General features: G+C 74.6%; 9 protein-coding genes, 1 tRNA gene and 1 pseudogene. 4 read left to right on the forward strand and 7 right to left on the reverse strand.

The features are described from left to right. Positions 1 to 4 precede the first annotated feature (4 nt). Both rdgB and ACIBJE_RS28855 read left to right on the forward strand, forming a co-directional pair. Positions 5 to 622 (forward strand): RdgB/HAM1 family non-canonical purine NTP pyrophosphatase, encoded by a 618-nt coding sequence (gene rdgB, locus ACIBJE_RS28850; protein WP_396753426.1) that lies wholly within the window; start codon positions 5 to 7, stop codon positions 620 to 622. A gap of 114 nt (positions 623 to 736) precedes the next feature. Further along, positions 737 to 1660, forward strand: a complete 924-nt coding sequence (locus ACIBJE_RS28855) for an AEC family transporter (protein WP_396753427.1) — start codon at positions 737 to 739, stop codon at positions 1658 to 1660. A gap of 12 nt (positions 1661 to 1672) precedes the next feature. On the opposite strand, the gene hutH is transcribed toward ACIBJE_RS28855, so the two are convergent. From hutH to ACIBJE_RS28885, 6 genes and pseudogenes are all read right to left on the reverse strand, one after another. Beyond that, positions 1673 to 3211 (reverse strand): histidine ammonia-lyase, encoded by a 1539-nt coding sequence (gene hutH, locus ACIBJE_RS28860; protein WP_396753428.1) that lies wholly within the window; start codon positions 3209 to 3211, stop codon positions 1673 to 1675. Between the two features lie 61 nt (positions 3212 to 3272). After that, positions 3273 to 4442, reverse strand: a complete 1170-nt coding sequence (hutI, locus tag ACIBJE_RS28865) for an imidazolonepropionase (RefSeq protein WP_396753429.1) — start codon at positions 4440 to 4442, stop codon at positions 3273 to 3275. Then, entirely contained in the window at positions 4439 to 5803 is a 1365-nt protein-coding gene (locus tag ACIBJE_RS28870; protein WP_396753430.1) for a formimidoylglutamate deiminase, read from the reverse strand. The genes hutI and ACIBJE_RS28870 overlap by 4 nt, the downstream gene beginning before the upstream one ends. A gap of 98 nt (positions 5804 to 5901) precedes the next feature. Continuing rightward, positions 5902 to 7104: pseudogene (locus tag ACIBJE_RS28875) on the reverse strand (allantoate amidohydrolase); the annotation flags it as partial. A gap of 28 nt (positions 7105 to 7132) precedes the next feature. Continuing rightward, positions 7133 to 8782 (reverse strand): urocanate hydratase, encoded by a 1650-nt coding sequence (gene hutU / locus ACIBJE_RS28880; RefSeq protein ID WP_396753431.1) that lies wholly within the window; start codon positions 8780 to 8782, stop codon positions 7133 to 7135. Between the two features lie 14 nt (positions 8783 to 8796). After that, positions 8797 to 9654 (reverse strand): MurR/RpiR family transcriptional regulator, encoded by an 858-nt coding sequence (locus ACIBJE_RS28885; RefSeq protein WP_396753432.1) that lies wholly within the window; start codon positions 9652 to 9654, stop codon positions 8797 to 8799. A 220-nt stretch (positions 9655 to 9874) separates the two neighbouring features. On the opposite strand from ACIBJE_RS28885, the gene ACIBJE_RS28890 reads away from it, so the two are divergent. Next, complete coding sequence (locus tag ACIBJE_RS28890; protein WP_396753433.1) at positions 9875 to 10000, forward strand: hypothetical protein; 126 nt, start codon at positions 9875 to 9877, stop codon at positions 9998 to 10000. Then, positions 9997 to 10821, forward strand: a complete 825-nt coding sequence (locus ACIBJE_RS28895) for an MOSC domain-containing protein (protein ID WP_396753434.1) — start codon at positions 9997 to 9999, stop codon at positions 10819 to 10821. Before ACIBJE_RS28890 ends, ACIBJE_RS28895 begins: the two co-directional genes overlap by 4 nt. 175 nt (positions 10822 to 10996) lie before the next feature. Here the strand turns inward: ACIBJE_RS28895 and ACIBJE_RS28900 are convergent. Next, positions 10997 to 11071 (reverse strand) — tRNA-Leu (locus ACIBJE_RS28900). Positions 11072 to 11356 lie beyond the last annotated feature (285 nt).

The following is an 11356-nucleotide window of genomic DNA, read 5'->3' on the forward strand; positions in this document are numbered from 1 at the left end:
CAGCGTGAACAAGATCCTGCTCGCGACCCGTAACCGGAAGAAGCTGGTCGAACTCCAGCGGATCCTCGACGGCGCGCTCGGCGCGCACCGGGTCGCGCTGCTCGGCCTCGACGACGTCGAGGACTACCCCGAGCTGCCGGAGACCGGCCTCACCTTCGGCGAGAACGCGCTGATCAAGGCACGGGAGGGCTGCCGCCGCACCGGTCTGCCCACCATCGCCGACGACTCCGGCATCGCGGTGGACGCCCTCAACGGCATGCCCGGGGTGTTCAGCGCCCGCTGGGCCGGCCGGCACGGCGACGACCAGGCCAACCTGCAACTGGTCCTCGACCAGATCGCCGACCTGCCGGACGAGCACCGCGGGGCCGCCTTCGTCTGCACCGTGGCGCTGGTGCTGCCGGGCGGCAAGGAGCACCTGGTCGACGGCCGCCAGGCCGGCCGGCTGCTGCGTGCGCCGCGCGGCGAGGGCGGGTTCGGCTACGACCCGATCTTCCTGGGCGACGGGCAGACCCGGACCAACGCCGAACTGACCCCGGAGGAGAAGGACGCGGTCAGCCACCGTGGCAAGGCCCTGCGGGACCTGGCCAAGCTGGTCGCCAAGGTGCTCCCACCAGCGGCCTGATCCGCCGCCGTCGACGGTCTGGTTCGTCGTCGCCCTGACCGCCGAGGACGAACGGTCCGCCGTCGGCGGGCACCGGCGCCGGGCTCGGACGCCGGTGGGAGGAAGAGTGGCGACGTGCCGGGTGTCCTGACGGGCTTCGCGGTCATCGTGGCCGTCGTCGCGGTCGGCTGGCTGCTCGGCCGGCGCGGCACCCTCGGCCCGGACGCGTCGACCGTCCTCTCCCGGGTGGCGTTCTTCGTGGCCACCCCGGCGCTGCTGTTCCAGACCATGGCCCGCTCCGACGTGCTCGCGGTCGCCTCCTCGGCCCTGGTCGTCACGGTCGCGGGCACCGCCGTGGTGGCGGTCGTGTTCGCGGCCGTCGCCGGGCTCTGGTGGCGCCGGCCCGTGCCGGAGGTCACCATCGGTGCGCTCGCCTCGTCGTACGTGAACGCGGCGAACATCGGCATCCCGATCGCCGTGTACGTCCTCGACGACGCCTCGGTGGTCGCGCCGGTGATGATGTTCCAGCTCGTCGTGATGGCACCGGTCGCCTTCGCCGTGTTGGAGACGGCGACCGGTACCCGGCGGTCGCTGGCCCACGTGGTGGTGCAGCCGCTGGCGAACCCGGTCACCGTGGCCTGCGCGCTCGGCGTGGCCTGCGCGCTGACCGGCTGGCTGCCGCCGGAACCGGTGCTGCGACCGGTGGAACTCGTCGCGGCGATGGCGGTGCCCGCCGCTCTGCTCGCGTACGGGCTGTCGCTGCACGGCGCCCCGGCGCCCGGATCGGGGGAGAACGGGCGGGACGTCCGGCTCGCCGTCCTCCTCAAGACGGTGGTCCAGCCGGTGGTGGCGTACCTGGTGGCCCGGTTCGTGTTGGGGCTGCCGCAGCCGGTGGTGCTGGCCTGCACGATCACCGCCGCCCTGCCGACGGCCCAGAACGTCTTCGTCTACGCGGTCCGCTACGGCCGGGGGGTCGTGCTGGCCCGGGACGCGGTACTCCTGTCGACCGTGGGCGCGGTGCCCGTCCTGATCACCGTCGCCCTGCTCGGCACCCGCTGAGCCGGCCGCCGCTCAGCCCAACCGACCCAGTTCCCGCTCGATCGCGGTGCGCAGCTCCGGGCCCCGGACGATCTCCCGGGCCGCCTCCATCACCGGAGCGAGGAAGACGTCCGGGCCGGGCTCCCCGGCGATCCCGCCCAGCGCCGCGATCGCCGCCCGACCGGCCGGGGACGGGGTGAGCGGGGCGCGCAGTTGCAGCCCGCGTACCCCGGCGAGCAGTTCCACCGCGAGCAGGCTGGTCAGGTTGTCCAGCACCGTGCGCAGCTTCTTGGTGGCCGCCCAGCCCATCGAGACGTGGTCCTCCTGCATGCCGCTGGTCGGCAGCGAGTCCACCGAGGCGGGGGCGGCCAGCCGGCGGTTCTCCGCGACGATGCCGGCGGCCGTGTACTGGGCGATCATCAGCCCCGAGTTCACCCCGGCGTCGGGGGAGAGGAACGCCGGCAGTTCCCGGGAACGGGTCACGTCGAGCAGCCGGTCCACCCGGCGTTCGGCGATGGCACCCACCTCGGACGCGGCGATGGCGAGGAAGTCGGCGGCGAAGCCCAGCGGCGCGCCGTGGAAGTTGCCGGTCGACTCGACCCGGCCGTCCGGCAGCACCACCGGGTTGTCCACCACGGACACCAGCTCCCGGGCGGCGACCTGCTCGACGAAGGCGAGCGTGTCCCGGGCCGCCCCGGCCACCTGCGGCGCGCAGCGCATCGAGTACGCGTCCTGCACCGCGTGCGCCAGGTCGTCGCGGTGCGAGTCCATCACCGGCGAGTCCTGGAGCAGCCGGTGGATGTTCGCCGCCGAGGTCGCCTGCCCGGGGTGCGGGCGGATGGTGTGCAGCTCGGACAGGAACGGCCGTTCCGAGCCGAGCATCGCCTCGATCGCCAGCGCGGCGGTCACGTCGGCCATGGTGAACAGGTGGGCGGCGTCGTGGACGGCCAGCAGCAGCATGCCGAGCATTCCATCGGTGCCGTTGATCAGCGCCAGCCCCTCCTTGGCGGCCAGCGCCACCGGGGCCAGTCCGGCCCGGCGCAGCGCGTCGGCGGCGGGGAGCCGCGCACCGTCCGGGCCGAGCACCCACCCCTCGCCGAGCAGCACCAGCGCGCAGTGCGCCAGCGGGGCGAGGTCACCCGAGGCGCCGAGCGAACCGTGCTCGGGCACCCACGGCGTGACGTCGTGGTTGAGCAGGTCGACCAAGGCCTCGGCGACCAGCGGCCGGACCCCGGAGCGGCCCAGGGCCAGCGAGCGTACCCGCAGCAGCATCATCGCCCGCACCACCTCGCGGGGCATCGGCGCACCGACCCCGGCGGCGTGCGAACGGATCAGCGCGTGCTGGAGCTCGGCCCGCCGCTCCGGCGCGACGAACGTGTTGGCCAGCGCGCCGAACCCGGTCGACACGCCGTAGACCGGGCGGCCGGAGGCCTCGATGCCGTCCACGATCGCCCGGCTCGTGGACATCGCGTCCACGGTGGCCGGATCGAGGACGACCTTCGCGGTGCCCCGGGCCACGGCGAGCACGTCGGCGGGGGAGACGCCGGTGGGCTGGACGGTCACCACGCTCATGACGTCACCCCGCCACGGTCGCCGGGACGTCGGGGCTGGTGCGGGCGAGGGTGTTGCTTGCTCATCGCGGAACTCCGTTGTGCAGGACCTGGCGGATCAGGGGAACTCCCGGCCGGTAGGCCAGGTGCAGGTGGGACGGGGCGTCGAGGATCATCAGGTCGGCCCGCGCCCCGGGGGCGAGGACGCCCACGTCGTCGCGGCGCAACGCCCGCGCGCCACCGGCGGTCGCGGCCCAGACCGCCTCTGCCGGGGTCATGCCCATCTCGCGTACGGCGAGCGCCACGCAGAACGGCATCGACGACGTGTACGACGAACCGGGGTTGCAGTCGGTCGCCAGCGCCACGGTGACCCGGGCGTCGAGCAGCCGGCGTGCGTCCGGGTACGGCGACCGGGTGGAGAACTCCGCGCCGGGCAGCAGCGTGGCCACCGTGGCCGATCCGGCCAACGCGTCCACGTCGGCGTCGTCCAGGTGGGTGCAGTGGTCGGCGCTGGCCGCGCCGAGTTCCACCGCGAGCCGGACCCCCGGGCCGGGGCCGAGCTGGTTGGCGTGCAGCCGCACCCCGAGGCCGGCGGCCTGCCCGCAGGTGAGGATCGCGCGGGCGTGGTCGGCGTCGAACGCGCCCCGCTCGCAGAACACGTCGACCCACTTCGCGTACGGGGCGGCGGCGTGCAGCATCGGCCCGCAGACCAGCCCGACGTAGTCGTCCGGGCGGTCGGCGTACTCGGTGGGGACGACGTGCGCGCCGAGGAAGGTGGTCTCCCCGGTCACCTCGGCGGCGATCCGCAGCGAGCGGGCCTCGTCGGCGACGTTCAGGCCGTACCCGCTCTTGATCTCGATGGTGGTGGTGCCCTGGCGCAGCGCCTCCGCGCGGAGCCGGCGCACCGTGCCGCGCAGCGTGTCGTCGGAGGCGGCCCGGGTGGCCGCGACCGTGGTCCGGATGCCGCCCCCGGTGTACGGCTGCCCCGCCATCCGGGCGGCGAACTCGGCGGCCCGGTCCCCGGCGAAGACCAGGTGGGCGTGGCTGTCCACGAAGCCGGGCAGCACCGCCGCGCCGTCGGCGTCGATCCGTCGGGCGGCGGCCGGGGCGTACCGGGCCGGGCCGAGCCAGGCGACGCGGTCCTCCTCGACCAGGATCGCCGCGTCGCGGCGGATGCCGAGCCGACCACCCTCCCCGGTGCCGGCCACGTTGGTGACCAGCTCCCCGATGTTGTCGATCAGCAGGCTGCTCATGAGGAGGTCACCACCGCCTGGATCGCGGCGGTCAGTTCGGCGGGCACGTCGATGGTGGTGTGCCGGCCGTCCCGGACCACCACCCGGCCGTCCACGACGACCTGGGTGACGTCGGCCGCGGTCGCCGCGAAGAACACCCCCACCGGGGGTACGCCGGCCGTCCGTGCGCTGTCCAGCCGGACGGTGACCAGGTCGGCCCGCCCGCCCGGGGCGATCCGTCCCGCGTCGGTCCAGCCCAGCGCGGCGTGCCCGGTCACGGTCGCCGCGTCGTGCAACGCAGCCGGGGTGAAGTGGCCGCGCTGCCGGGTGCGCAGCCGCTCGTCCAACTCGACCGCGCGGGCTTCCTCGAACAGGTCGATCACGGCGTGACTGTCGCTGCCCAGGCTGAGCGGGCTGCCCGCCTCGGCCATCCGACGGGCCGGCCCGATGCCGTCGGCGAGGTCCCGCTCGGTGGTCGGGCAGAGGCAGACGCCGGTGCCGCTGCCGCCGAGCAGGACGACGTCGGCGCTGGTCAGGTGGGTGGCGTGCACGGCCGTGGTGGCCGGGCCGAGGACCCCGTGGTCGGCGAGCAGCCGGGCCGGGGTGCGTCCGTGCACCGCCCGGCAGGCGTCGTTCTCGGCGGGCTGCTCGGAGAGGTGCACGTGCAGCGGCGCGTCGTGCCGCCGGGCCCACTCCGCGACCGTGCCGAGCCCGTCCGCAGGGACCGCCCGGACCGAGTGCACCGCCGCGCCGACGCGGGCGTGCGTGCCGGCCGGGGCGAACGTCTCGACCCGTTCCGCCCACCGGGCCGCGTCCCCGTCGCTGAAGCGACGCTGCGGGCCGGTCAGCGGCCGACCGTCCACCGTCGCGGTCAGGTAGCAGGTGTCCAGCAGGGTGATCCGGATACCGGCCTGCGCGGCGGCCTCGACCAGGGCCGCGCCCATCGCGTTCGGATCGGCGTACCGGCCGCCGTCCGGGCGGTGGTGCAGGTAGTGGAACTCGCCGACGCAGGTGACGCCGGCCAGCGCCAGCTCGGCGTAGACGGCGCGGGCCAGGGCCAGGTAGGTGTCCGGGTCGAGCCGGTCGGCGACCGTGTACATCAGGTCCCGCCAGGTCCAGAAGTCGCCCCGACCGCCGTGGGTCCGCCCGCGCAGCGCCCGGTGGAACGCGTGCGAGTGGGCGTTCGCCAGGCCGGGCAGGGTCAGTCCGGGCAGGCGTACCGCGTCGCCCAGCACCTCGACCCCGGCGGTCGGTGGGGTCCGGTCGGCCAGCGGGGTGACCGTGGTGATCCGGCCGTCGACGGTCTCGATCAGCACGTCGGCGGTCGGTTCGGCCGTGCCGGGCAGCCAGGCGTACTCGGCGAGCCAGCGGGTGGTGGTCACGTCGCCGTCCCGTCGTGGACGGCACGGGTGGCGCGGCCGGGATCCGCCGGGCGGTGGTCGACCGGTTCGACCGGGGCGGCCGGGTCCGCCGGGGCGGCCAGCTCCGCCAGCACCCGGGCCAGGGCGGTCACTCCGGCGGCGCAGTCGGCGTCGGTGGCCGTCTCGGCGGGGGAGTGCGACACCCCGGTCGGGTTGCGGACGAAGAGCATCGCGGTAGGTACGTGCCCGGCCAGCACCCCGGCGTCGTGCCCGGCCGCGGTGGGCAGCGTCGGCGCGTCCAGCAGCGCCGCCAGCCGCCTGCCCAGGTCGGCGTCGAAACCGACCAGCGGCGTCGCCGACTCCTCGGTCAGGGTGACCTCCGTGCCGTCCCGGCGGGCCCGCTCGGTCGCCTTGGCGCGCACCGCCTCGACCAGTTCGGCGAGCGTGCCCTCCTCGGCGGCGCGGGCGTCCAGCCAGCCGGTCACCCGGGCCGGGATCGCGTTGGTGGCGTTCGGTTCGACCCGCACCCGGCCGACGGTGGCGTGCGCGCCGCGCAACCGGGCCTCCTTGTTCGCCGCCAACACGGTGAACGCGTAGGTGAGCATCGGGTCGCGGCGGTCGGCCATCCGGGTCGTACCGGCGTGGTTGCCCTCGCCGGTGACGTCGAACCGCCAGCGGCCGTGCGGCCAGATCGCCGTCGCCACCCCGACCGCCGCGTCCCGGTCGACCATCGCCCGTCCCTGCTCCACGTGCAGCTCGACGAAGGCGGCGAAACCGGCGAGCAGGTCCGGCCGGGTACCGGCCGGGCGGTCGCCGAGCGCCTCGGCGAAGCTGACCCCGTCGGCGTCGCGCAGCCCGGCCGCGCGCTCGGGCGTGAGCGCCCCGGTGAGCAGCCGCGACCCCAGGCACGGTACGCCGAACCGGGCCCCCTCCTCCTCGACGAACGCGCCGATGACGACCGGTCGCGCCGGCGTGACCCCGGCTGCCCGCAACTCGTCCACGGCGAGGAAGGCGCTGACGATGCCGAGCGGCCCGTCGTACGCCCCGCCGTGCGGCACCGAGTCGAAGTGGCTGCCGGTGAGCACCGCGCCCCCGGCCTCCGGGTCACCCCAGCGGGCGAAGAGGTTGCCGTTGCCGTCGTCGGTGACCGGCATGCCCCGTCGCTCGGCCTGCCTGCGGAACCACTCGCGCAACTGCCGCTCCGGCTCGCCGAACGCGTACCGCAGGTAGCCGCCGGTGCGCGCGTCCCGCCCGATCGGCGCGATCTCGTCCCACAGCTCGCGGAAGCGGCCGGCGGTGGTGGTAGCAGGGGTCCCCTGCAGGGCGTTTTTGATGAACAAGGGGCCCCTCCTACCGCTCGGCCATGGGGACGCGCACCCCGGTTCGGGCAGCCACCTCGTGGGCGTGGTCGTAGCCGGCGTCGACGTGCCGGATGACGCCCATCGCCGGGTCGTTGGTGAGCACCCGCTCGATCTTCTGCCCGGCCAGCGCGGTGCCGTCGGCGACGCAGACCTGGCCGGCGTGGATGCTGCGGCCGATGCCGACCCCGCCGCCGTGGTGGATGGACACCCAGGATGCCCCGCTGGCGGTGTTGACCAGCGCGTTGAGTAGCGGCCAGTCGGCGACCGCGTCGGAACCGTCGGCCATCGCCTCGGTCTCCCGGTACGGGCTGGCCACGCTGCCGCAGTCCAGGTGGTCCCGGCCGATCACCACCGGGGCGGAGAGTTCGCCGGAGGCGACCATCTCGTTGAAGCGGACGCCGGCCCGGTCGCGTTCGCCGTAGCCGAGCCAGCAGATACGGGCCGGCAGGCCCTGGAAGGCGACCCGCTCCCCGGCCATCCGCATCCACCGGGCCAGCGACTCGTTCTCCGGGAACAGGTCGAGGATCGCCCGGTCGGTGGCGGCGATGTCGGCCGGGTCGCCGGAGAGCGCGGCCCACCGGAACGGGCCCTTCCCCTCGCAGAACAGCGGCCGGATGTACGCCGGCACGAAGCCGGGAAAGTCGAACGCGCGCTCGTACCCGCCGAGCTTCGCCTCGCCCCGGATCGAGTTGCCGTAGTCGAAGACCTCCGCCCCGGCGTCGAGGAACCCGACCATCGCCTCGACGTGCCTCGCCATCGAGCCGCGGGCCCGGTCGGTGAACTCGGCCGGCTTCGCCGCCGCGTAGTCCCGGGCGTCGGCCGGCTCCACCCCCTCCGGCACGTACGACAGCGGGTCGTGCGCGCTGGTCTGGTCGGTGACGATGTCGATCTCGACGCCTCGGCGCAGCAGCTCCGGGAAGACGGTGGCGGCGTTGCCGACCACCCCGACGGAGAGCGCCCGCCGGTCGCGCTTCGCGGCGAGCACCCGCTCGACCGCGTCGTCCAGGGAGTCGGCGACCTCGTCCAGGTAGCGGTCGTGCGCCCGGCGGTCCAGGCGGGAGCGGTCCACGTCGACGATCAGGCAGGCCCCGCCGTTCATGGTCACCGCGAGGGGCTGCGCCCCGCCCATCCCGCCGCAGCCGGCGGTGAGCGTCAACGTCCCGGCCAGGCTGCCACCGAACCTCTTCGCGGCGACGGCGGCGAACGTCTCGTAGGTGCCTTGGAGGATGCCCTGGGTGCCGATGTAGATCCACGAGCCGGCGGTCATCTGCCCGTACATGGTCAGGCCGAGCTGCTCCAGCCGGCGGAACTCCGGCCAGGTGGCCCAGTCGCCGACCAGGTTGGAGTTGGCCAGCAGCACCCGGGGCGCCCACTCGTGGGTGCGCAGCACGCCGACCGGCCGGCCGGACTGCACCAGCATCGTCTCGTCGTCGCGCAGGTCGGTGAGGGTCCGCACCAGCGCGTGGTACGACGGCCAGTCCCGCGCGGCCTTTCCGGTGCCGCCGTAGACCACCAGGTCCTCGGGGCGCTCGGCGACCTCCGGGTCGAGGTTGTTCATCAGCATCCGCAGGGCGGCCTCCTGCGGCCACCCCCGGGCGCTGCGCTCGGTGCCGCGAGCGGCACGGACGGGCTGGTACATCGTCGGATCTCCTCTCACCCGAGGAACAACTGTCGGCGGGCGGCGGACGCCTCGAACGCCTCCAGTCGGGCCTGCGTGTCGGTCGGCGCGGCGTCGCAGATCGCCTGGAGCACCACCATGGCCAGGGCCATCGGGGCGGTGTGCAGGTCGAAGACCAGGTCGGTGCCGACGGCGGCGGGCAGCACCAGGTCGGCGTGCTCGGTCGCCGGGCTCACCGGCGAGTCGGTGATCGCCACGACCCGGAGCCCGGCGTCCCGGGCGGCGCGCAGCGCGTCCAGGGTCTCCCGGGGGTAGCGGGGCAGGACGAAGGCGAGCAGCGCGTCCGCACCGGCCACGGCGGCCTGCTCGAGGCGGTCGGTGAGCAGGCTGCCGCCGGTGTCGAGCACCCGCACGTCCGGGTGCACCTTCGCGGCGAAGTACGCGAAGTACGCGGCGAGCGGAGCGGCGGCGCGCAGGCCGAGCACCGGCAGCGGTCGACTGGCCGCCAGCAGCGCGCCGACCCCGGCGATCCGTTCCCGGTCGACGAGCTGGGCGGCGAGCCGGTCGAGGTTGTCGATCTCGGCCCGTACCGCGCGTTGCAGCTCGTTCTCGCCGGCGGACGGGCCGGTGGTGCCGGGGCCGGTCAGCTCACGCAGCCGGCGGCGCAGCGCCGGGTAGCCGTCGTGCCCGAGCGCGACCGCGAACCGCGTCACCGACGGCTGGCTGACCCCGGCCAGCTCGGCGACCTCGGCGGCGGAGAGGTAGGCCACCGAGCCGGCGTGCTGCACCAGGCAGTGCGCGATCCGGCGCTGGGTCGGGGTGAGCCGGACGCCGTGGAAGAGATCCAGCAGGCGGTCGCTCGGCCCAACCCCGAGGGTGGCTGTTTCATTCACACGGCGACTCTATGCAAGAAATATTTCAGTAGGCAAGGGACCTCGACTGCGATCCCGATCTCGACCGCCGGAACCGTCCGGCCGGGACCGGATCCGCAGGTGACGGTCGGCATCGATGTCCCGCCGTGCCTGGTTTCTCGCCGTCGGACACCACCCGTCCGGCTCCGGGGCGGCAACTCGTGCTGGCGCTCGCCCCGGGGGTGGGTGGTACAACCCTTGCGTGGACGCAACCAAGCTTCGTCGGGCCATCGCCCGGACCCCGCCTGCTCCCGTGACCGCCCTCCCCGAGCGGCTGGCCCGGGTCGCCCGGCACGACACCCGGCTGTCGAAGGTTCCCGCCCGATGAGGGTGACGTCCGTCCACACGTACCCGGTCAAGGGGTGTCACCGGTTCGACCACGACGCGGTCCCGGTCGAACCCTGGGGCCTGGCCGGCGACCGCCGCTGGATGATCGTCGACGCCGACGGCATCGGGGTCACCCAGCGGCAGCATCCCGTCCTGGCCACCCTGCGTCCGGTCGTCCGCCCCGGCGGGCTGGTGCTGCGCGGCCCCGGCCGCCCCGACCTGGACGTGCCGGAACCGACCGGCGTCGCCCCGGTCGCGGTGCGCACCTTCCGGCACCGGAAACTGCCGGTCGACGCGTTCCCCGCCGGTCCGGCCGCCGACGCCTGGCTCAGCACCGCCCTCGACCAGCCGGTCCGGCTGACCTGGCTCGCCCGGCCCACCCGGCACATCGCCGCCGGTGAGCGGACCTACGACACCGGCGACCAGGTCAGCTTCGCCGACGCCTACCCGCTGTTGCTGACCGTCACCGCCTCCCTGGAGGCGCTCAACGGCTGGCTGGCCGAAGCGGACGCGGCGTCCGTGCCGATGACCCGGTTCCGGCCCAACGTGGTGGTCGAGGGTGCGCCGGCCTGGGCCGAGGACGGCTGGGCCGGCCGGATCCTGCACATCGGCGCGACCACCTTCCGCGCCGCCGGGCCGTGCGAGCGCTGCGTGGTCACCACCACCGACCAGGAGACCGGGATACGCGAATCCGAACCGTTGCGCACCCTGGTCCGGTACCGCCGAATCGACCGGAAGGTCCTGTTCGGACTCCACCTCGTCCCGGTGTCGACCGGTCCGGTCGGCGTCGGTGACCCGGTGCGGGTCGATCCGGCGACCTGATGCCCGGTCCGGACGGCTGGCCCGTCCGCCGGCCCTACCGGAACGTCCTCGGGGACACCCGGGTGGGAGAGCGCGCTCCGGTCAGGGCGACGCCGACCAGCAGGCGCGCCGGCGGCGACACGGCTCAGCGCGCCTGCGGACCCGATCGCAGCGGCGATCGGCGAGGTGGATGAAGTAGGGCCGGCGGGACTCGAACCCGCACTGTTGCGGACCTAAACCGCATGCCTCCTGCCAGTTGGGCTACGGCCCCTTGATGTCGTACACCATCATCCTCCACGACCATTGTGGCGGCCGGGGAAGGCGCCTGCCGATGGGGTAACCGGTGGGCGTGACAGCCTCAGGATCGTAAACCACGTCGGGCGCGGCGGCGGGAGGGCGGCGCGACCCGGCGTACGTGGCCGTCTGGCTGTGGCAGTTCGGGCAGAGCAGACGTAGGTTGTGCGGGCGGTTTCAAGTGGCTGTTGCGACGAGGTGCTGGTGGAGTGCTTCGGCAGGATTCTGCCATCCCAGGGTTTGCCGGGGTCGTCCGTTGAGC

The sequence above is a fragment of the Micromonospora sp. NPDC050187 genome, assembly GCF_044459745.1.
Taxonomy (GTDB): Bacteria; Actinomycetota; Actinomycetes; order Mycobacteriales; family Micromonosporaceae; genus Micromonospora.

Excerpts from the sequence above, each read along its gene's own strand:
- ACIBJE_RS28895 (WP_396753434.1), top strand. The coding sequence starts at position 9,997 with ATGAGGGTGACGTCCGTCCACACGTACCCGGTCAAGGGGTGTCACCGG.
- hutU (WP_396753431.1), bottom strand. The coding sequence starts at position 8,782 with ATGTACCAGCCCGTCCGTGCCGCTCGCGGCACCGAGCGCAGCGCCCGG.
- hutI (WP_396753429.1), bottom strand. The coding sequence starts at position 4,442 with ATGAGCAGCCTGCTGATCGACAACATCGGGGAGCTGGTCACCAACGTG.
- hutH (WP_396753428.1), bottom strand. The coding sequence starts at position 3,211 with ATGAGCGTGGTGACCGTCCAGCCCACCGGCGTCTCCCCCGCCGACGTG.